This is a genomic window from Stutzerimonas nosocomialis (assembly GCF_005876855.1).
Taxonomy (GTDB): domain Bacteria; phylum Pseudomonadota; class Gammaproteobacteria; order Pseudomonadales; family Pseudomonadaceae; genus Stutzerimonas; species Stutzerimonas nosocomialis.
In genome coordinates this window covers 25,304-45,200 of sequence record NZ_QLAE01000004.1, presented here as the reverse complement: position 1 = coordinate 45,200, position 19,897 = coordinate 25,304, and the positions used below count along the sequence as shown (strand labels likewise).

18 protein-coding genes are annotated in these 19,897 nt (G+C 64.5%); 11 read left to right on the top strand and 7 right to left on the bottom strand.

All coding sequences use genetic code 11. The features are described from left to right. Window positions 1–192: 192 nt before the first annotated feature. From DN824_RS03340 to DN824_RS03310, 7 genes are all read left to right on the top strand, one after another. Window positions 193–1,500, top strand: coding sequence for an S-type pyocin domain-containing protein (locus tag DN824_RS03340; RefSeq protein WP_138406974.1), 1,308 nt, complete (start codon window positions 193–195; stop codon window positions 1,498–1,500). Continuing rightward, a complete protein-coding gene (locus DN824_RS03335) occupies window positions 1,497–1,751 on the top strand; it encodes a bacteriocin immunity protein (protein ID WP_138406973.1) in 255 nt (84 codons plus the stop codon). Before DN824_RS03340 ends, DN824_RS03335 begins: the two co-directional genes overlap by 4 nt. 532 nt (window positions 1,752–2,283) lie before the next feature. Beyond that, entirely contained in the window at window positions 2,284–3,126 is an 843-nt protein-coding gene (locus tag DN824_RS03330; protein WP_138406972.1) for an ion transporter, read from the top strand. 180 nt (window positions 3,127–3,306) lie between these two features. Beyond that, on the top strand, window positions 3,307–3,819 hold the full coding sequence (locus tag DN824_RS03325) for a sigma-70 family RNA polymerase sigma factor (protein WP_138406971.1): 513 nt from the start codon (window positions 3,307–3,309) through the stop codon (window positions 3,817–3,819). Continuing rightward, window positions 3,816–4,739, top strand: coding sequence for a DUF4880 domain-containing protein (locus DN824_RS03320; RefSeq protein WP_138406970.1), 924 nt, complete (start codon window positions 3,816–3,818; stop codon window positions 4,737–4,739). Before DN824_RS03325 ends, DN824_RS03320 begins: the two co-directional genes overlap by 4 nt. A 136-nt stretch (window positions 4,740–4,875) precedes the next feature. After that, window positions 4,876–7,251, top strand: a complete 2,376-nt coding sequence (locus DN824_RS03315) for a TonB-dependent siderophore receptor (protein ID WP_241666531.1) — start codon at window positions 4,876–4,878, stop codon at window positions 7,249–7,251. Between the two features lie 5 nt (window positions 7,252–7,256). Continuing rightward, window positions 7,257–8,102 carry an alpha/beta hydrolase gene (locus DN824_RS03310; protein ID WP_241666528.1) on the top strand — a complete coding sequence of 282 codons (846 nt, stop codon included), beginning with the start codon at window positions 7,257–7,259 and terminating at the stop codon, window positions 8,100–8,102. A 121-nt stretch (window positions 8,103–8,223) separates the two neighbouring features. On the opposite strand, the gene DN824_RS03305 is transcribed toward DN824_RS03310, so the two are convergent. Then, on the bottom strand, window positions 8,224–9,108 hold the full coding sequence (locus DN824_RS03305; protein ID WP_138406968.1) for an AraC family transcriptional regulator: 885 nt from the start codon (window positions 9,106–9,108) through the stop codon (window positions 8,224–8,226). A gap of 129 nt (window positions 9,109–9,237) precedes the next feature. Between DN824_RS03305 and DN824_RS03300 the strand changes: the two genes are divergently transcribed. Further along, on the top strand, window positions 9,238–9,654 hold the full coding sequence (locus DN824_RS03300) for a putative quinol monooxygenase (protein ID WP_206666159.1): 417 nt from the start codon (window positions 9,238–9,240) through the stop codon (window positions 9,652–9,654). Window positions 9,655–9,862: 208 nt separating this feature from the next. Here the strand turns inward: DN824_RS03300 and DN824_RS03295 are convergent, their stop codons facing one another. Beyond that, window positions 9,863–10,789, bottom strand: coding sequence for a LysR family transcriptional regulator (locus DN824_RS03295; RefSeq protein ID WP_138406967.1), 927 nt, complete (start codon window positions 10,787–10,789; stop codon window positions 9,863–9,865). Window positions 10,790–10,930: 141 nt separating this feature from the next. On the opposite strand from DN824_RS03295, the gene DN824_RS03290 reads away from it, so the two are divergent. Next, window positions 10,931–11,326: a RidA family protein gene (locus tag DN824_RS03290; RefSeq protein ID WP_138406966.1), complete on the top strand. Its 396-nt coding sequence runs from the start codon at window positions 10,931–10,933 to the stop codon at window positions 11,324–11,326. A gap of 91 nt (window positions 11,327–11,417) precedes the next feature. Here the strand turns inward: DN824_RS03290 and DN824_RS03285 are convergent, their stop codons facing one another. Next, entirely contained in the window at window positions 11,418–12,770 is a 1,353-nt protein-coding gene (locus DN824_RS03285; protein WP_138406965.1) for a GntT/GntP/DsdX family permease, read from the bottom strand. A gap of 71 nt (window positions 12,771–12,841) precedes the next feature. Next, on the bottom strand, window positions 12,842–14,596 hold the full coding sequence (locus DN824_RS03280) for an IlvD/Edd family dehydratase (RefSeq protein ID WP_138406964.1): 1,755 nt from the start codon (window positions 14,594–14,596) through the stop codon (window positions 12,842–12,844). A gap of 156 nt (window positions 14,597–14,752) precedes the next feature. Here DN824_RS03280 and DN824_RS03275 point away from each other — a divergent pair, with 156 nt between their 5' ends. Further along, the gene (locus DN824_RS03275) at window positions 14,753–15,448 is read left to right on the top strand and encodes a GntR family transcriptional regulator (protein WP_206666158.1); all 696 of its coding nucleotides are present in this window, start codon (window positions 14,753–14,755) and stop codon (window positions 15,446–15,448) included. A 29-nt stretch (window positions 15,449–15,477) separates the two neighbouring features. Here DN824_RS03275 and DN824_RS03270 read toward each other — a convergent pair whose 3' ends face one another. Further along, a complete protein-coding gene (locus DN824_RS03270; protein WP_138407061.1) occupies window positions 15,478–16,251 on the bottom strand; it encodes an AraC family transcriptional regulator in 774 nt (257 codons plus the stop codon). Between the two features lie 182 nt (window positions 16,252–16,433). Here DN824_RS03270 and DN824_RS03265 point away from each other — a divergent pair, with 182 nt between their 5' ends. Beyond that, window positions 16,434–17,645: an MFS transporter gene (locus DN824_RS03265; RefSeq protein WP_138406963.1), complete on the top strand. Its 1,212-nt coding sequence runs from the start codon at window positions 16,434–16,436 to the stop codon at window positions 17,643–17,645. A 7-nt stretch (window positions 17,646–17,652) separates the two neighbouring features. On the opposite strand, the gene DN824_RS03260 is transcribed toward DN824_RS03265, so the two are convergent. Both DN824_RS03260 and DN824_RS03255 read right to left on the bottom strand, forming a co-directional pair. After that, window positions 17,653–18,885 (bottom strand): TIGR03862 family flavoprotein, encoded by a 1,233-nt coding sequence (locus tag DN824_RS03260; RefSeq protein WP_194150422.1) that lies wholly within the window; start codon window positions 18,883–18,885, stop codon window positions 17,653–17,655. A gap of 58 nt (window positions 18,886–18,943) precedes the next feature. After that, on the bottom strand, window positions 18,944–19,864 hold the full coding sequence (locus tag DN824_RS03255; protein ID WP_138406961.1) for a histone deacetylase family protein: 921 nt from the start codon (window positions 19,862–19,864) through the stop codon (window positions 18,944–18,946). Between the last annotated feature and the right edge of the window lie 33 nt (window positions 19,865–19,897).

Below are 19,897 nucleotides of genomic sequence, written 5' to 3'. Positions count from 1 at the left end.
GGCTTCAGGATGACTGGCGTCACCGTTGGGTTGGTAGTTGGCCAGGCCTGCTGCCCGAAGAGTATTTCTGGCAAAGCGCCTAGCCAGCAGGGATGCCTCCAGTGTTCACGATTCGTTATGTGGACTCTGGCATATGGCGAAACTCATCGTGTACGTAGCATTGCCGCTCGACCTACATCGAAGGAATGATGCGTGAGCGGATACGTAGCTAATGACAGGGGCAGGCGCCCCGTTCCGCAGAGCAAACCCTACAACGGTGACTTCGACAAACAGCCCCCGCGCCCTTTGATCGTCGAGACGCAAAAAGAAGCGCCGGCAGAGAAGCCGCCGCGCATGGGCTGTGTGTTTGCCAAGTCCTGCAACCTGCCAAACGGCGTCATCGACTACTCGAGCCCATCCGGCTTCGTTCCGGTGGACAGCCTGAGCCAGTATGGCGACTGGGCCATTCTGGGCGGACGCGACTCAGACAGCTCGGGGACCGTTGGTCTTGGCTGGATCGCCGGCGCAGCCAGAGCATCCACCCTTACCAGCTACTTCGGCGGCGGCTCGCTATCCCTCACCGGTGCGTTAGCTACTCCAGGGGCGGTAGCCGGGGGCTCTGCAACTGCAGGATTCGTTACCACGGGTGTGGCAGCGGGAACGCTGATGGGGCTCGTGGCCTTGCTTATTCCACGGGCGACTGCCGACGACGATGTGTTCTACACGGACGAGCAGATCAGGACCATGAGCGCGGGCCGTACCCGGGTGCGAATCAACGTGAAGCAGCTCCCGGATGGATCTGTCAGCGCCTATGGAATGTACACGGGAAAAAATCCAGCCTGGGAGATGGTCCCTGTAATCCAGGCAAAGCCCCGCGGCGAATCGTACGTCGCCGACCTTGGCAATGGTCTGGGGCTCATCTGGACACCGGCTGCCGACCCAGCGGGCACCCTGGGCATCCCAGCCTTAGAAAGCGCTCCGCAAGTGGCTACCGTGTGGGTCCATCCGCCAAGCGAAAAAGCGGACGGAATCCTCGGTTATCCCGAGCTCCCGCCTGAATTCAAAGACGCAATCATCTGGTTCCCGGTCGCGGACGTTAAGCCGATCTACATAGTTTTGAGTGTCAGGAATGACCCAGGGGTGGTAACTGGCATTGGCGAGACTATAGGAGATAAATGGCTCGAAAACGCTGGTGTTGGACGAGGAGCCCCCGTTCCATCACAGATCGCAGAAGTGCTGAGGGGAAAATCCTTTAGCAGCTTTGATCAATTCAGAAGAGCATTCTGGCTTGCGGTGAGCCAAGACGCTGATCTCAGTGGGCGATTTAACGGCGGTAACAAGGCAAGGATGGCGCAGGGCTTAGCACCGCGAGCCCAGTTCGCCGAAACTATTGGCGAGCGCCGGTCATTCGAGTTGCATCACGAAACACCCGTCGCGCAGCAGGGCGAGATCTACAATGTCGATAACATTCGCGCAATGACACCCAAACATCATATAGACACGCATCGGGGCAACAAATGAGTCCTTTCAAAAGCCTGCCGGAATACACTGAGGCTGAGTTTCTACATCTTATTACTGAGATATTCGACGCGAAAGGTAGTGAAGAGCGTCAAGATGAGTTGCTTGAGCATTTTATCGTAGTGACTGGGCATCCGGATGGCTCTGATTTGATTTACTACCCCAACAGCGGCGCCGACGACAGCCCTGAGGGCGTCTTGCAAGCTGTCAAACAGTGGCGCGCTAACCAAGGCCTGCCGGGCTTCAAGTCCTAAAGATAAGGGGGCAGGCTTTATTCGAGCCTGTCCCTTTTCTGCTTGGCTGTTTTACCCGGAAGCTCGCGGACGATTACCAGAGGGGGCTATTAAAGAGTGGTGCCGTGCTAACGGGCAACCTGCCTTTGCCGATACCAACCCGGTTTAGGCCGTACGAAAACGTATTGCCGTAGGATCTCAGGGAAGCAAAAGGAGCAGATTTGTCTTAAGAACAGATCTGCCCCTTTTTTTTGTGAGTCAAATTACTTCCGGCCCACTGCACCACCCGCTTCGAAAGCGCCGGCCTGGCTAGCTGGCCATGAGCCCGACGAGCCTGCCGCCCGGGCTGTCCGGGGCCGTTGTTACTCCACTCAGAGCGTACATCTCATCCTTCGCCAGGCACTGTTAAGGCTCATGGCAGACGCTCTGACCACCAAATGCCATCTCTTCCCCCGTCCGCCCCGCAACGCCATACTCGCGCCCGCGAGAATTCGGTGCGCGGGCGCAAGCCGTGCGGCGCCGGGGCAACGTCAGTCAGAAACGGGTAGGCACCATGCAGGTAGTAAAGCCAGACACGGGTACGCGCAGTCGCCTGGGACAGTTCATCGAGCGCCTGGCCGTTCAGCGGACCATTTTGCTGTTGATCGTGATCAACGCGGTCATCCTCGGCATGCAGACCTCCGCTTCGGTGGTCGATCGCTGGGGCGGGATGCTTCATCTGCTCGATACGATCATCCTGGCGGTCTTCGTGGCCGAAATCACGGCGCGCATCTACGTGCATCGCGCGGGTTTCTTCCGCGATCCCTGGAGTCTGTTCGACTTCGCGGTCGTCGCCATCGCCCTGGTGCCTGCCAGTGGCCAGCTCAGCATCCTGCGGGCGCTGCGTGTGCTGCGGGTGATGCGAATGGTGACCATGGTGCCGTCGATGCGTCGCGTGGTCAGCGCGCTGTTGTCCGCGATTCCCGGCCTGGGCTCGATCGCGATGGTCCTGGGGCTGGTGTTCTACGTGTCGGCGGTGATCGCGACCGGGCTGTTCTCGGCCGAGTTCCCCGAGTGGTTCGGCACCCTCGGTCGTTCGGTGTACACGCTGTTCCAGGTGATGACGCTGGAAAGCTGGTCGATGGGTATCGTGCGCCCGGTGATGGAGGTCTTCCCCTATGCCTGGGTGTTCTTCATCCCGTTCATCCTGATCGCCACCTTCACCATGCTGAACCTCTTCATCGCGATCATCGTCAATGCCATGCAGACGGTGACCGAGGCGGACCGCGAAGCCACGCAGTCGAGCATCGACGCCGCGCGGGATCACATCGAAACCGACCTGCACGACGAGGTCCGCTCGCTGCGCGGCGAAATCGCCGAACTGAAGGAGATGCTGCGTCAGGAATCTCGCCGCTAGGCGCTCCGTGCGGGGCGGAGCACCGGGCGCGCTTGCCGCACGCCGGCCGGGCGACCTCTTGGTACGGCGCTCGCGACCTGTATGGCCGGAAGGCTTGTAATGGGAATGATTCGCGATTAAGGTGCGCGCGGTCGCCGTGCTCATCCATGGCGTTTTCGCACTCTGGGTCCGGAGCGAGCCATGTCGCTACATGAACGGGATTCGGTCGTTTCTCTCGATGAACTGTACGGCATGCACCACGGCTGGCTGCAGGGCTGGCTGCGGCGTTCGGTCGGCTGTTCGCAGCAGGCGGCGGATCTGACCCAGGACACCTTTCTGCGTTTGCTGGTGCGTGGCAAGCCGATCAGCGACCGCGCGCCTCGTGCCTTGCTAGCGCGAATCGCCCGCGGTCTGGTGATCGACCACTGGCGACGTGATGCGCTGGAGCGTGCCTACCTCGAGGCGCTGGCGCAGTTGCCCGAATCCAGTTATCCCTCGCCGGATGTTCGCGATGAGGCGCTGCGGTGTCTGGAGCGCATCGCGCAGCTGCTCGATGGCCTCAAGCCGGCCGTGCGCGAAGCCTTCCTCCTGTATCAGCTCGGCGGCCTGACCCATGTCCAGATCGCGCTGGAGCTGGGCGTTTCCAGCCGCACCGTCGAGCGCCATGTGGCCGCCGCCCTGTTGCACTGCTATCGCGTTTGTTACGAGCAATGAGCACGGTCGAGCGTCTGCCCGAGTCCATTGTGCGTACGGCGATCGAGTGGCAGATGCGCCTGCGTGGCAATGCCGGGGATGCCGAGCTGCATCGGCAGTTCGAGAAGTGGCTGCGTGACGACGCGCGACATCAAGTGGCCTGGCAACGTTTGCAGCAGATGGGCGGGGTGTTCCAGGCCAGCCCGCTGCCCGACGCCGCGCACACCATCCCCCTGTTGCAACGCGCCGAGGCCGATCTGAGTCGCCGGCGTACGCTGAAGCTGCTTGGCCTTGGCCTGGTGGCGGGAAGCGCGACGCTGTTGGCGACCCATGCACCGCCAGCCTGGCATTCCGACTTTGCCACCACCACCGGTGAACGTCGTCGCGTAGGCCTGGGAGATGACACGCAGGTGTTGCTCAACACCGCGAGCGCCGTGGATGTACAAGGCCGGGACTTGCTGCTGCGTACCGGCGAGGTGCTGGTCGATGGAGCCAAGTGGCGCGTGCGCTGCCGATTCGCCGACTGCGAGGGGCATCAGGCGCGGGTGCTGCTGCGTGAGCGTGACGACTACAGCGAGATCCGTGTCGAGCGCGGCGAAGCGCTGGTTTCCTCCAGGCTCGGACAACACTGGTTGCGTGCCGGTGAAGGGCTGGGTGTTTCGGCGGTGGCCATGACGCTGCTAGGCAAGCCTTCGATCGACCCATTTGCCTGGGCGCGCGGCCTGCTGGTGGTCCACGACATCCGCCTCGCCGACTTCCTGGCCGAGGCGGGGCGCTATCGCCAGGGCTGGCTGGGATGCGACCCGGCGGTGGCTGACCTGCGTCTTTCCGGCGTATTCCGTCTGGACGAGCCCGCGGCGATGTTGCAGAACATCACGCACCTGCTGCCCGTCCGGGTCGTCGAGCGCTCGCGCTGGTGGGTACGCATCGTTCCAGCCTGAAACAACGACCACGCGAAAGGCACTGCGGCGGGCGGCGCTTGGGGGCGGTCAGCCGAGTGGCAGCTCATGCTGCTTTTTTTGTCGGACTTTCGGGGCTCATCCGGTTAGGGAAGATCAGTCCCCAATGGATACCGTCATGCGTTCTGCCAGCTTCCTGCCGTTTCAACTACAACCCCGCACCTTGCCAGGCGCCATCTGCCTGGCTCTGGCCTTGATCGGCGGCGCGGCGAGCCTGACGGCGCAGGCTGCGTCCCCGGCCGCTGCGGTTGCCGCCCCGAGCATCCCGGCCGGCCCGATGGAGCAGGCGCTCAGCCTGTTCGCCGAACGCGCCGGCATCACGCTGTCGTATTCTCCACAGGCGGTGCGCGGCTTGAGCAGCCCGGGCCTGGTGGGCGGCGGTTCGCTTGAGGACGGGTTGACGTCGCTGTTGGCCGGCAGCGGTCTGGTTGCCGACAAGACGCCATCGGGCTATGTGGTGCGGCCCGGCGCGACCGAAACCCGCTATGAGCTGGAACCCACCATCATCGAAGCGCCGATGTTACAGAGCGCCTTCGCGCCGGTTCCGGGTTACTTCGCCGGCAACGCCAGCACGGCCACCAAGAGCGACCGGCCGATTCTCGAAACCGCACAGAGCGTCAGCGTGGTGACCGCTGAACAGATCGCCGATCGCAAGGTGAACAAGGTCGAGGATGCCGTCGCCTACAGCGCCGGCGTGCGGGTTGGCAGCTCGGGGCTGGACCCGCGTTTCGACATGATCCAGGTGCGGGGTTTCGACACCACCATGTCTGCCGACTTCCTGGATGGGCTGCGCCAGCCCTACAGCGGCATGCTGGCGCTTTACTCCACCGAGGCCTACAACCTGGAACGCATCGAGGTGCTCAAGGGGCCGGCATCGGTGCTCTACGGGCAGATCAGCCCGGGCGGGATGGTCAACCGCGTGAGCAAGCGTCCCAGCCTGCTGGCGAAGAACGAGGTGCAGGTGCAGGCCGGTAACCACGATCACCGCCAGGCGCAGTTCGACCTGGGCGGCCAGCTGGATGAAGACGGCGACGTGCTGGTGCGCGCGGTCGGCCTGTTCCGCGATGCGGAGCATTCGATCGAGCAGATGAACAACGACTCCCGCCTGCTGGCGCCCTCGCTGACCTGGCAGATCGACCCCGATACCCGTCTGACGCTGCTGGCCCAGTACCAGGAGCGCGAGACGGCCGCCTCGCCCATGCTGTATCACGACGGCAATCGCCTGACCGACTTCTGGCAGGGCGACGAATACTTCGACAAGCTCGAGCAACGTCAATGGACGCTTGGCTACGAGTTCGAACATGTCCTCAACGAGACCTTCACCCTCCAGCAGAACCTGCGCTACGGCCAGGTAGATACCACCAACCAGTACCTGCAACCCACCACGCTCACCAATGGCCGCACGCTCGAGCGCTACGCGGTGGGGCTCTACGAAGACCTGGAGTCGTTGACTACCGACACGCGACTGGTCAGCCGCTTCGACACGGGCGACCTGCGCCACACCCTGGTCACGGGTTTCGATTACGCCTGGATCGATACCGCCCTGCTGTACGCCACCGGTCCCGGTCCCTCCATCGATCTCTACGCCCCGGATTATCACCAGCCCGTCGCCCGTCCAGGCACCCCGTTGATGGACCGGGACGGCCTGGAGCATCGCAGCGGCGTCTATCTGCAGGACCAGATCGAGCTCGACCGCTGGCGGCTGTCCGCCGGGCTGCGCCGCGACTGGGTACACGTACGTTTTGACGACAACCTCGGCGGCAATGCAGGCAACACCAAGGACAGCGAATCGGCGACCACCGGCCAGATCGGTGCGCTCTATCTGTTCGACAATGGCCTGGCGCCCTATGCCAGCTACGCGACCTCGTTCCTGCCGGAGAGCGGTACCGACGCGAGTGGCAGCCCGTTCAAACCCTCAGAAGGCGAGCAGTACGAAGTCGGCCTGAAGTATCAGCCGCCGGGGAGCAGCACCCTGTTGACCGCCTCGCTCTACCACCTGACGCAAACCAATGTGCAGACTCGCGACCGGAGCAATCTCGGCTTCAGCGTGCAGACCGGCGAGCAGGTTTCCCGCGGGATGGAACTGGAGGCCGTGTCCGATCTGAGCGATCGCCTGCGGATGGTGGCCAGCTACAGCTTCAACGATGCCGAGGTCACCAAGGACAGCGACTTCAAGGGCAAGGCACCGAAGAACGTCCCGCGCCATCTGGCCTCGCTGTGGCTGGACTACCGCCTGCCCCTGGGGCTCGGCGTATCCGGCGGCGCGCGCTATACCGGCAGCACCTATGGCGACGGCGCCAATGCGGTGAAGAACGAGGGCTATACCCTGGTCGACGCCGGTGTGCACTACGACTTCGGCGGCGCAATGGACGGCGTCCGCCTGGCGCTCAACGCGCGCAATCTCACCGACAAGCGCTACATCAACTGCCAGGACGGCTACTGCTATCGCGGTGAGGCGCGCAGCGTGATCACCAGCCTGAGCTACCGCTGGTGATCGGCGTGAGCTGGCTGCGCGCGGCAGCGACGGTACTGGGCTTCGGTCTGCTCGGCGGCCTGTCGGTTGCCCAGGCCGAACCGGTGACGCTGGACGGTACCGAGCAATGGATGATGACGAGTGCGCAAGGGCGCGAGTACCGCATCATGATCAGCCTGCCGGAAGGCGACGTGCCGTATACCGGCGGCTATCCGGTGATCTACATCGTCGATGGCAATGCCTTCTTTCCGGCCTTTCACGCCGCCAAGCGGGCGCAGGACCGCTTCAGGAAGTCGATCATGGTCGCCATCGGCTACCCGAGCGACACGCCATACGACTACGACCGCCGCGCCTTCGACCTCTCGCCACCGCAGCTGCCGGAGCGCAACGACCCGCCGCAGGGTGGGCAGGACCTGTTCCTCGACTTCATCGAGAAACGCCTGATGCCCGAGGTCAACGAGCGCTTCAAGGTCGACCAGGACCAGCGCAGCCTGGTCGGCTGGTCCTTCGGAGGCATGTTCGGCGTCTACGCGCTGTTCACCCGACCGGCGCTGTTCCAGCACGTGGTCGCGATCAGCCCGAGCCTGTGGTGGCGTGACCGCTATCTGCTGGAACACGAACGCACGTTCACCCGACAGGCCCATGCCGGAGCGCTGAATCTGACCCACAGCAGCCTGACGATGCTGGTCGGCGACCGCGAAATGCCCCAGGAAATCCAGGATGTGCGCGCCCTGCAGATACGCCTGCAAAACCTCTCGCAGTACGGCCTGCGCAGCGACTTCCAGGTCGAAGCGGGTGAGGATCACATGTCGATACCGTTCCGGGTGCCCGGGCGGGTGCTGGAGGAGTTGCTCACTACCCGGCGTTTCTGACGCCTGGACGCGCAGCGATCCGATCTCGAATGTCCGTTCCTGGCCGATAGCTGACTGTCACGGCTATCGGCAAGAGCGGCAGATGGCGGGGCATCCTTCCCGCATCTAGCGACAATTGGCGTTATTTCTGGCGACGCGGTCTGCTGGTTTCTAGCCGATCCTTGCCAGGCAATATGCCAAACATGCGTAGGTAGTCTCTTGCAAAGTGTGAAGCGCCTTCATAACCAACCTCGAACGCTGCGCTACTGGATGACCTGCCTTCAGACACGATCAAGCGCCGTGCCTCGATCAATCGTAATTGCTTCTGGAATTGCAACGGTGTGAGTGAAGTGACTGCCCTGAAATGTTGGTGAAACGAAGAGCGGCTCATACCCGCCACGGCAGCCAGCCGTTCGGCCGGCAGCGCGTTGGCGTACTCGGCTCGCAGTACCGCAACGGAGCGGGCTATGCGATGAACATGACTGTCAGGCGTGCCGAGTTGGCGTATCGCTGCGCCGTGCATACCCGTGAGTAGCCAGTAGTGGATTTCGCGCAGCAATTGCTGATGTAGCAGGGCCAATGCGGCCGGACGGTCAAGCAGCTGCATCAAGCGCAACGCGGTGTCGGCGACTTGCTCGGATGTTGAAGTATGTTCATGAGGTTTGACGCTTAACGCCTGCGCCTGCATTTCCAGCACCAGATCGGCGATTATGCAAAGGTCCAGATCAAGTGCGAGCGACAGATAAGGCGTGCTCGCACTCGCCTGCATGATCTGGCTGACCATTGGCTGGTTGGCTGTGATCAGCATGGAGTCGCCAGCAGCGTAATCCAGCTGCTGGTTACCAATGGAAACGCGCTTGCTGCCCTGCAGCACCAGGCACAACAGCGGCCGTGGCAGCGTATGCTCCAATGAAGTAGTCGCGGTTTTGCGAATAGCAATAAGCCCGCAAGCGGTAGATGCAACACCGTCACGTGCACACGCGCCTTCGGTATGGCGGCGAACAATTTCAAGTAGCGTCTCGGCCATACCTGATCCTGCCATACGGACTGAGCGACGTGAGTTGATTCTGGATGATCAGGCTAGAAAACGGATGAATCCAGCGCTCCGCCCAGCCATGCCGATTCTATATTTGAAGCCTCTCGACAGGAGGTGATCATGACTGACAACACAACCCTACCAGGCCCTGTTCTATTCCCGGCTCCGTCCACACCAGTACTGCCCCATCACGGCGTCCAGGTTAATGGCGAACAGGGCGATGAGGGTCGCAAAGCCTTCTACATTCACATTGAGGCAATCCCTGGCAGCGAGGATCAGGTCGTGCAGATGCTAAGGGACATTCTCGCCTGTGTTGAACAGGAGCCGGCAACCGGACCTTGGTATGGCGTGCGGTACTCGCAGACGACTTTCGGCGTATTCGAAGCGTTCCCGAATCTGGCAGGAAGGCAGGCCCATGTGGAAGGTGGAGGTGGAAAAATATTCAGAGACATCACGCGAATGAATTCGATACTCGCCTATCCGGCTCATGTCTATCGATTAGACATACTCATGAGCAAAGAGGTGTTCGCGCGCTGAGAGTGCTCTGCGATTGCGGGAACGCCCGTAAAGCACTCCGCATCGCGCCACGACACCTAGCATGCTGGAAATCGCACTTCCTATAGATGGCTTGAGTAGAGTTGGCCGATCCTTCAAAAATCCGTCCGCTCCTGGCCCGTTTGCCGCCGGGCCGCTGGTCACCAGCCGAAGCGATTCGCAGCGTCAGGCCCTGCCGCATCCGCCCCGCTCACGAACCCCGCCGATCGAGCACGGGCCCGTGCTCGCCCATCAGCTCGACGATCCAGTCGATGAACACCCGCAGCTTGGCGCTCACGTGCCGGTTCGGCGGGTAGGCCACGTACATGGGCATCGGGTCCAGTTGCCAGTCTTCGAACAGCGGCGCGAGCTCGCCCCGGGCCAGATGCTCGCGGGCCATGTAGTCCGGTAGCCAGAGGATGCCGAGGCCGGCCAGGCCCGCGGCGAGGTAGGCGTTGCCGTCGTCGACGGCGAGCACGTAGCGGCCGAGCACCTCGACGCGTTCGCCCTGGCCATGCATGGCGTAGGGGAAGACCTTGCCGGAGCGCGCCCAGAGAAAGCCGACGATGCGGTGGTGGGTGTCTTCCAGTTCCCCCGGATGCAGGGGCCTGCCGGCGCGCTCCAGGTAGCTCGGCGCGGCGTAGACGCCCAGGCGCAGGTCGCCGACGTGGCGGGCCACCAGCGACTGGTCGGTGATTTCCCCGCCGCGTACCACGCAGTCGACGTTCTCGCCGATCAGGTCGACCCGGCGGTCGCTCACGCCCATGTCGAACTGGATGTCGGGATAGCGCGCGTGGAAGGCCGGCAGCGCCGGTACCAGGATCATGCGCGCGAACGGGCTGGGCACGTCCACCCGCAGCCGGCCCCTGGGCGCGGTCGAGGCGCTGGACAGGCTGGTCTCGGCGTCGTCCATGTCGGCCAGCAGGCGCACCACGCGTTCGTAGTAGGCGGCGCCGTCGGCGGTCACGTTGACCTTGCGCGTGGTGCGGTTGAGCAGGCGGACGCGCAGGCGTGCTTCCAACTGCTGGATCAGCTGGGTGACGCTGGTCTTGCTCATGTGCAGGGTCTCGGCCGCCTTGGTGAAGCCGCCGGTTTCCACCACGCGGGCGAAGGCCTGCATCGCGTCGAAACGGTCCATCGAGACTCCTGACGGGATGATTGTTTGGAGTTTGCAAACAGTGTTGGGTGAGCTTGCGAGTTTATCCAGTGGCGCAGCGGGCCTACAGTCCTTCCATCGTCAACTCACGGGCCGGCATGGTCCTACATCGGAGTAATTCTCATGGCCACACGAGACGTCGTTTTCCCAGCCGGGCGCCACGCGCTGTATGAGCGCCATCGCTATTCGCCGGCGGTCCGCTCCAACGGTTTGCTGTTCGTGTCCGGGCAGGTAGGCAGCCGCGAGGACGGCTCGCCCGAGCCGGAATTGGAGGCGCAGGTTCGTCTCGCGTTCGAGAACCTGAATGCAGTGCTGAAAGCGGCGGGTTGTACCTTCGACGACGTGGTCGATGTGACCCTCTTCATGGTCGATCCCGAGGCGATCTTCGAACGGGTCTGGAATCTGGTGATGTCCGAGTTCTGGGGCGAGGCGCCGCACCCGACGGTGACCGCCGTCGGCGTGACCTGGCTCTACGGCTTCCAGTTCGAGATCAAGGTGATCGCCAAGCTGCCGGAGTGATCGGGGCTCGACGCGATGGGCGCGAGCGCAGGCACGTGAAAACGAAAAGAGGCGCCGCAAGGGCGCCTCTTTTTGTCGCGTCAGCGGTGCATCACTGGATGAACAGGCTGATCACCAGGCAGATCGCCAGGCCCGTCAGCCCCACGAGGGTCTTCATCACCGTCCAGGACTTGAGCGTATCGGACACGCTCATGCCGAAGTAGCGGTTGGCCATCCAGAAGCCCGAGTCGTTGACGTGGGAGAAGGCGGCGCCGCCGCAGGCGATCGCGATGGTGCACAGGGCGAGCATCTGCGGGCTGGCGCCCAGCAGCTGGGCCACCGGGGCGGTCAGGCTCGCGCCGGTGATCATCGCCACCGTGCCCGAGCCCTGGGAGATGCGCATGATGGCGGCCGTCGCGAAGCCGAACAGGACCAGCGGCATGTTCATGTCCTGCATCGCGTCGGCGAGGATCTTGCCGACCCCGGACTCGACCAGCACCTTGCCGAACACGCCGCCGGCACCGGTGATCAGGATGATGATGCCCGCCGGCTCCAGCGCCTTGGTGGCGATCTTCTGCAGCTGATCGGCGGTGAAGCCGCGGTTGTGGCCGAACACCCAGAAGGTCAGCAGCGTGGTCAGCAGCAGGGCGATGATGGGGTTGCCGATGAACATCAGCACGTCACGCAGCAGGTTGCCTTCGGCCAGCAGCATTTCCGCCGAGGTATTGCCGAGGATCAGCACCAGCGGCAGCAGCAGGGTGAGGACCACGCCGCGGAAGGCCGGCAGCTTGCTCGGGTCATCGAACTTGCTTTCGCCCTGCACCATGTACTCGGGCACCGGCACGAAGATGCGGTTGGAGATGAACTTGCCGAACAGCGGCCCGCCGACCGCCATCGCCGGCAGCCCGGCGATCACGCCCCAGATGATCACCCAGCCCAGGTCCGCGCCGAGGATGCTGGCGGTCGCGATGGGGCCGGGGGTGGGCGGCAGGAAGGTGTGGGTCACGCTCAGGCCCGCGCACAGCGGGATGCCGTAATAGAGCAGCGACTTGCCCGTGCGCCGGGCGATGCCATAGATCAGCGGCACCAGGATGACGATGGCGACGTCGATGAACACCGCGATCGATACCAGGAAGCCCACCAGCCCCAGGGCCCAGGGCACGCTGCGGTCGCCGCACTTGTGGATCAGCGTCAGCGCCAGCCGCTCGGAGCCGCCGGAGACGCGCAGCATCTCGCCGAACATCGAGCCGAGGCCGATGATCAGGGCGACGAAACCGAGGGTTCCGCCCATGGATTTGACGACGAAATCCAGCAGGTCCTGCGGCGCCATGCCGATGGCCAGGCCCGCGCCCAGGCTGACCAGGATCAGGGCGAGGAAGGGTTGGAACTTGAGTTTCACGATCAGGAACAGGAGCGCGACGATCGATGACGCGGTGACCGTCAAGATGAGGGCATTACTTTCCATGCGGACTCCGATTGTTATTGTTGGGAGCGTGCAGATGCGCCGGTTGCCCGGCGCACATCAGGGTGTGGGTGTCAGTCGTTGCGGGTGGGGATCCGTCCCTGCATGGTCGGCGGGCGCAGGAAGTCGAAATCGCAGCCCTTGTCCGCCTGGGTGATCTGCTCGAAGAACAGCTTGCGGTAGCCGCGCTCGGCGTTCTTCGGAGTCGGCAGCACCAGGGCGGCGCGGCGGCGCTCCAGTTCGTCCTCGGCCACCAGCAGGTCGATGCTGCGCTCCGACACGCTCAGGCGGATGCGGTCGCCGCTCTGCACCAGCGCCAGCGGACCGCCCAGGGCGGCTTCGGGCGTCACGTGCAGGACGATGGTGCCGGCGGCGGTACCACTCATGCGGCCGTCGGAGATCCGCACCATGTCCTTCACGCCGGCACGGGCGAGCTTCTTCGGGATCGGCAGGTAACCGGCTTCCGGCATCCCGGGGGCGCCGATGGGGCCGATGTTCTTGAGCACCAGGATGTCGTCGGCGTTCACGTCCAGGTCCGGGTCGTCCAGGCGGCGGGCCAGGTCTTCGGAGTTCTCGAAGACGACGGCGCGACCTTCGTGTTCCATGAGCGTGGCATCGGCCGCCGACTGCTTGATGATCGCGCCCTCGGGGGCGAGGCTGCCGCGCAGGAAGGCGATGCCGCCGTACGGGTAGATCGGGTCCTTCACGCTGCGCACCACGTCCTGGGTGAAGGCCGGCACGTCATCGAGCTCTTCGCCGAGGGTGCGGCCGGTGACGGTGAGCGCGTCGAGGTGCAGCAGCGGGCGCAGTTCGCGCAGCACCGTCTGCAGGCCACCGGCGCGGTGCAGGTCTTCCATGTAGTGCTGGCCGGACGGCTTGAGGTCGACCAGCACCGGCGTTTCGCGGCTCATGCGGTCGAAGGCTTCCAGGTCGATGTCGTAGCCCATGCGCCCGGCGATGGCGGTCAGGTGCACGATGCCGTTGGTGGAACCGCCGATGGCGAGCAGCACGCGCAGGGCATTCTCGAAGGCCTTGGGGGTGAGGATCTTGTCCGGGGTGAGCCCGGTGCGCGCCATCTCGACGGCCTGCTTGCCGGTGAGTTCGGCGATGCGCATGCGGTCGGAGGTGACGGCCGGCGGCGTCGCGCCGCCGGGCATGACGATGCCCAGCGCCTCGCCGATGCAGGCCATGGTGCTGGCGGTGCCCATCACCGAGCAGGTGCCGACGCTGGCGACCAGCTTGGAGTTGACCTCGACGATTTCCGCCTCGTCGATTTCCTGGCCGCGGTACTGGCCCCAATAGCGACGGCAGTCGGTGCAGGCGCCGACGCGTACGCCACGATGGCCGCCGGTGAGCATGGAGCCGGTGATCAATTGCACGGTCGGGATGTTCGCCGAGGCGGCGCCCATCAGCTGGGCCGGCACGGTCTTGTCGCATCCGCCGATGAGCACCACGGCGTCCATGGGCTGCGCGCGGATCATCTCCTCGGTGTCCATCGACATCAGGTTGCGCAGGTACATGCTGGTCGGCGTGGAGAAACTTTCGCCGATGGAGATGGTGGGGAAGTCTATGGCAAGGCCGCCGGCGAGCATGACGCCACGCTTGACCGCCTCGATCAGCTGCGGGGCGTTACCATGGCAGGGGTTGTAGCCGCTGCCGGTATTGATGATGCCGACGATGGTGCGGTCCAGCGCGTCATCGGTGTAGCCGGCGCCCTTGATGAACGCCTTGCGTAGGAAGAGCGAGAAGCCGGTGTCGCCATAGTTGGTCAGGCCCTTGCGCAGGCCTGTGGGCACGACCACGGCGTCGTCCGTTTTCTTGTCCGTCATCAGATCCACCTTTTGTCGATATTATTATCAATAATCTTGTGGATGCATTTAGCCATGAGATGACGGCGCTGGCAACCCGGCCTTTGGGCTGGTTTGAGGCGGCCGGAAAACCTCTTTATAGTCCTGCAGGTTCGCTGGGCTGGAGCTTGGAACGACTTGAACGAATCGCAGAGAGAGCCGGTGCAGGGGTCCCATAGCCCTGCGTCGGTGATCGAGACCCTGGAAGAAGAGATCGTGCTCGGCATGCTGCATCCGCGCGAGCGGCTGGTCGAAGACGACCTCATGGCGCGCTTTGGCCTGAAGCGCCACGTGGTGCGCAACGTCCTCGCCGAACTCGAGCAGATGGGCCTGGTCGAGCGAAAGCGCAACATCGGCGCGCTGGTCAAGGCGTACACGGTCGAGGAGGTCGAGCACCTGTACGAGGTACGCGAACTGCTCGAGACCCATTGCGTCCGGCAGATCCCGCTCCCGGTGGCCGAGGAGCGGCTACAGGCGCTGTTGGCGATCCAGTACGCCCACGACGAAGCCGTGGCGCAGGGCGATCTGCGGCGGGTGTTTCGCCTGAACGTGCGCTTTCACCGCGAGCTGTTCGGCCTGGCCGACAACCCCGTGCTGGTCGAGGCGATCAGCAACCATGCCCAGCGGGCCCACTCGATACGCTCATCGACCATTGCCATGCCGGCCCAGCTCGAACGCTCGCGGCAGGAGCACTGGCAACTGATCGAAACCCTCAGGGGCGGCGACGTGGAAACCCTCGTCGAGCTCTGCCGCGCCCACCTCCTGCCATCCCGGGATGCCTACATCCAGGCGCAGCGCTTGCGCGCAGGGCCGGCGAGTTCCGTGGCCACGTGAGCCGATAGCGCCCCAAGCCGTTCTGAGCGTCACTTGAAGAAGTGGCTCGGTGTCTTCCCGAACTGTTTCTTGAACATGGTCGTGAACGCGCTTGGGCTGTCGTACCCCAGCGCACCCGCGACGTCGATGATCTTCTCGCCGACTGCAATACGCTCCAAGGCCAGCAGCAATCGGGCCTGCTGCCGCCAACGACCGAACGTCATGCCCGTTTCCTTGTGAAAGAGCCGCTGAATCGTCTTCTCGTCGAGGTTCAGCCGGTCGCTCCAGTCCGAGAGCGACGAACGATCACCCGGATCCGATTGCAGGGCCGAACAGATCGTTCTGATTCGTTGGTCGACCGGCTGAGGCAGGCGCAGGGGCAAGGTCGGCAGGAGGGTGAGTTCGTCCAGGATCAAACGCATGATCCTGGCCTCGCGCGAGTTCGGCTCGTAGGACGCCTTTATCGAGACAGAGGCCTTGATCAGCTCGCTCAGCAACGCAGAGATGCTCACGGCTCTGATCTCGTTCGGCAGTTCGGGAGATTCGTCTGCGCGCACGAAAACGCTGCGCATCTTCACCGAGCCTACGCAGCGAATCGAGTGCACGTGGCCGCTGGGCATCCATATCCCCCGGCTGGGTGGGACGGTCCACTGGCTCGAGGCGGAGTGCACCACCATCACGCCTTCGATGGCGTAGATCAGTTGATGCTTTGCGTGGCAATGGGGCTCGATGAGCCAGCCTTCCGGGTAATCGGTGGCGCTGCTGATGACGGCCCAAGGCACTTCGTCCACTTCAGCCAGCAATTCATCCAACGGCCTGAGCATGATTCCCTTTTCGCGAGAGTGTTCGCCCATATCGAGCAAGACAGGCAATTTCATGGGTATCTAGGATAGCGCCGGAGCCCGGTTGGCGCCCCTGGAAGGGAATGGCAGCCATGAGCTTTCCAATATCGCGAGGTCTTGTCGGTACTCGCGCTTCCCTCTTTTTTCTGCCCTGGACGACCTGCATGACCAGCGTTGCGACCCCCTCGACGACCGCTTCGGTCGCCAGCCAAGCCAGCCCCTTGGTCATGCGCGTGATCGGCGCCTGCGCGCTGGCGCATCTGATCAATGACCTGATCCAGGCCGTGCTCCCGGCCATCTATCCGATGCTCAAGGCCAACTACGGCCTGACCTTCACCCAGGTGGGGCTGATCACCCTGACGTTCCAGCTCACCGCATCGTTGCTGCAGCCCTGGGTGGGCTACCACACCGACCGCCATCCCAAGCCCTGGCTGCTGCCGGCCGGCATGGTCTGCACGCTGGTGGGCATCCTGATGCTGGCGTTCGTCGGAAGCTTCCCGGCGATTCTCCTGGCCTCGGCGCTGGTCGGGATCGGCTCGTCGACCTTCCACCCGGAAACCTCGCGGGTGGCGCGGCTCGCCTCGGGCGGGCGCTATGGTCTGGCGCAGTCGACCTTCCAGGTCGGCGGCAACGCCGGCAGCGCCTTCGGCCCGCTGCTGGCAGCGGCCATCGTGGTGCCCTATGGCCAGGGCAGCGTCGCCTGGTTCGGGCTGTTCGCGGTGTTCGCGATCCTGGTGCTCTACGGCCTGAGCCGCTGGTATCGCAACCACCTCAACCTGTTCAAGCTCAAGCAGGGCGGGCAGGCGACCCACGGGCTGTCCAGACGGCGGGTGAGCTTCGCGCTGGGTGTGCTGGCGCTCTTGGTGTTCTCCAAGTACTTCTACATGGCGAGCTTCACCAGTTACTTCACCTTCTACCTGATCGAGAAGTTCGGCCTGTCGGTGGCCAATTCGCAGCTTTATCTTTTCCTGTTCCTCGGGGCCGTCGCGGCGGGCACCTTCTTCGGCGGCCCGGTCGGCGACCGGATCGGCCGCAAGACGGTGATCTGGTTTTCCATCCTCGGGGTTGCGCCCTTCACGCTGGCGCTGCCCTATGTCGATCTGTTCTGGACGGGCGTGCTGGCGATGATCATCGGCTTCATCCTCGCCTCGGCGTTCTCCGCCATCGTGGTGTTCGCCCAGGAGCTGGTGCCGGGCAACGTCGGGATGATCGCGGGCGTGTTCTTCGGGCTGATGTTCGGCTTCGGCGGCATCGGCGCCGCGCTGCTCGGCCACCTGGCGGACATCCATGGCATCGAGTACGTGTACCGGCTCTGTTCCTACCTGCCGCTGCTGGGAATCATGACGATCCTGCTGCCTTCCACCAAAGGCGTGTGAGCGGCCTTCAGGCCCGCGAGCTCTTCAACCAGCGCAGGATGCCCTCTGCCGACGCCCGTCCGCTGGCGAAGCAGGCGGTGAGCAGGTAGCCGCCGGTGGGGGCTTCCCAGTCGAGCATTTCGCCCGCGCAGAACACGCCGGGCAGCTGGCGCAGCATCAGGTTCGCGTCCAGGGCTTCGAAGGGTACGCCGCCTGCGCTGCTGATGGCTTCGTCCAGCGGGCGTGGGCGAACGAGGCGGATCGGCAGCGCCTTGATCGCCCTGGCCAGGGCCTGTGGGTCGGCGAAGCAGGCCGCGTCGGTCAGTTCGCGCAGCAGGGCGGCCTTGGCGCCCTCCAGGCGCAGCTGGCGGTGCAGGTGCTTGGCCATCGACTGCGAGCCGCGGGGTTTGGCCAATGCGGCGGCTATCTGTGCCTGGGAGCGGTCGGGGAGGAGGTCGAGTTCGACGATGGCCTGGCCGTCGCGGTTGATCGCATCGCGAATCCCGGCCGACAGCGCATAGACCAGGCTTCCCTCGATGCCGGTGGCGGTGAGGACGAACTCACCGCGGCGGGGCGGTTGGCCGGGCAGGGCGAGCGAGACGGTCTTGAGCGGCGCGCCAGCGAACTTCTCGCGCAGGTGATCGCTCCAGGCGTCGACCTCGAAGCCGCAATTGGCCGGCTGCAGTTCGGCGATGGCGATGCCGCACGCTTCGAGCAACGGCACCCAGGCACCGTCCGAGCCCAGGCGTGCCCAGCTGCCGCCGCCCAGGGCGAGCAACGTGGCGTCGGCAGCGCGTTCGATCTCGCCGGCGGGCGTCTGCAGGCGCAGGGCGCCGGTGTCGGTCCAACCGAGCCAGCGGTGCCGGGTGTGCAGCTGGATGCCCGCTTCGCGCAGTCGCTTGAGCCAGGCACGCAGCAGCGGCGCGGCCTTCATGTCGGTGGGGAACACGCGCCCGGATGTGCCGACGAAGGTGTCGATGCCGAGCCCGTGAATCCACTCGCGCAGCGCCTCGGGGTCGAATGCCTGGAGCAGCGGGCGCAGCTCGGTGGCGCGCTCGCGGTAGCGCGCGACGAAGGGCTCGAAGGCTTCGGAATGGGTGATGTTCATGCCGCCGACGCCGGCCAGCAGGAACTTGCGGCCCACCGAGGGCATGGCGTCGTAAAGGTCGACCGCCGCGCCGGCCTGGCTCAGCACCTCGGCGGCCATCAGCCCGGCGGGGCCGCCGCCGACGATGGCGACGCGAAAAGGGGCAGGGGACATGGTGCGGACCATCGGTTGCGGGGCGGGCATTGTAGCGGTTGGCCGTGCGACCGGCAGCCTAGCGCAGGCCGTGCCGGCGCCAGGCCTCGGCCGCGCTGAAGTGCAGGGAGGCGTGGCGGCGCGCGACGGCGGCGCGGTCCTTGTCGTAGCCGCCGCCGATCAGGCCGACCACCGGGATGTCGCGCCCCAGGCAATGTTCGATCACCGCGCTGTCGCGGGCTCTGAGGCCGGCATCGGTGAGGTCGAGCAGGCCCAGGGCATCGTCGCGGTGCACGTCCACGCCGGCGTCGTAGAGCACCAGGTCCGGCTGATAGAGCGGCAGCAGATAATTCAGCGTCTGGTCGACCACGGCGAGGTAGTCCGCATCGCCCAGGCCCGGCGCCAGCCCGATGTCCCAGTCGCTGCGCGCCTTGCGGGCGGGGAAGTTCTTTTCGCAGTGCAGCGAGACCGTCACCGCGTCCGGTACGTTTTCCAGGATGCGCGCGGTGCCATCGCCCTGGTGCACGTCGCAGTCGAAGATCAGCACCCGCCCGACCCGCCCGCTTTCGAGCAGCGACAGGGCGATGATGGCCAGGTCGTTGAAGATGCAGAACCCCGAGGCGTGGTCGCGGTGCGCATGGTGGGTGCCGCCTGCCAGGTGGCAGGCCAGGCCGTGTTCCAGCGCCCGGTCGGCGGCCAGCAGCGAGCCGCCGACGGCGCGCACGGTGCGTTGCGCCAGCGCTTCGCTCCAGGGCAGGCCAAGGCGGCGCAGCTCCTCGCGGCTCATGGCGCCGGTGCAATAGCGCTCGACATAGCCGGCGTCGTGGGCAAGGGTGAGCAGCTCGGTCGGGCACAGCTCGGGGCGCAACAGGGTCTCGTCCGTGGTCAAACCGCTGGCTACCAGGTGGTCGCGCAGCAACCGGAATTTCTCCATCGGGAAACGATGCCCGGGCGGCAGCGGCGGGCTGTAGTCGTCGTGAAAGACCAGCGGTAGCGGCATGAATGACCTGCTCGACGGGATAGACCCGCAGTA

Coding starts and splice junctions, on each gene's coding strand:
- DN824_RS03265 (WP_138406963.1), top strand. CDS start 16,434: ATGACCAGCGTTGCGACCCCCTCGACGACCGCTTCGGTCGCCAGCCAA.
- DN824_RS03305 (WP_138406968.1), bottom strand. CDS start 9,108: ATGGCCGAGACGCTACTTGAAATTGTTCGCCGCCATACCGAAGGCGCG.
- DN824_RS03285 (WP_138406965.1), bottom strand. CDS start 12,770: ATGGAAAGTAATGCCCTCATCTTGACGGTCACCGCGTCATCGATCGTC.
- DN824_RS03270 (WP_138407061.1), bottom strand. CDS start 16,251: ATGCTCAGGCCGTTGGATGAATTGCTGGCTGAAGTGGACGAAGTGCCT.
- DN824_RS03325 (WP_138406971.1), top strand. CDS start 3,307: ATGTCGCTACATGAACGGGATTCGGTCGTTTCTCTCGATGAACTGTAC.
- DN824_RS03255 (WP_138406961.1), bottom strand. CDS start 19,864: ATGCCGCTACCGCTGGTCTTTCACGACGACTACAGCCCGCCGCTGCCG.
- DN824_RS03295 (WP_138406967.1), bottom strand. CDS start 10,789: ATGGACCGTTTCGACGCGATGCAGGCCTTCGCCCGCGTGGTGGAAACC.
- DN824_RS03320 (WP_138406970.1), top strand. CDS start 3,816: ATGAGCACGGTCGAGCGTCTGCCCGAGTCCATTGTGCGTACGGCGATC.
- DN824_RS03330 (WP_138406972.1), top strand. CDS start 2,284: ATGCAGGTAGTAAAGCCAGACACGGGTACGCGCAGTCGCCTGGGACAG.
- DN824_RS03280 (WP_138406964.1), bottom strand. CDS start 14,596: ATGACGGACAAGAAAACGGACGACGCCGTGGTCGTGCCCACAGGCCTG.
- DN824_RS03335 (WP_138406973.1), top strand. CDS start 1,497: ATGAGTCCTTTCAAAAGCCTGCCGGAATACACTGAGGCTGAGTTTCTA.
- DN824_RS03260 (WP_194150422.1), bottom strand. CDS start 18,885: ATGTCCCCTGCCCCTTTTCGCGTCGCCATCGTCGGCGGCGGCCCCGCC.
- DN824_RS03315 (WP_241666531.1), top strand. CDS start 4,876: ATGCGTTCTGCCAGCTTCCTGCCGTTTCAACTACAACCCCGCACCTTG.
- DN824_RS03300 (WP_206666159.1), top strand. CDS start 9,238: ATGACTGACAACACAACCCTACCAGGCCCTGTTCTATTCCCGGCTCCG.
- DN824_RS03290 (WP_138406966.1), top strand. CDS start 10,931: ATGGCCACACGAGACGTCGTTTTCCCAGCCGGGCGCCACGCGCTGTAT.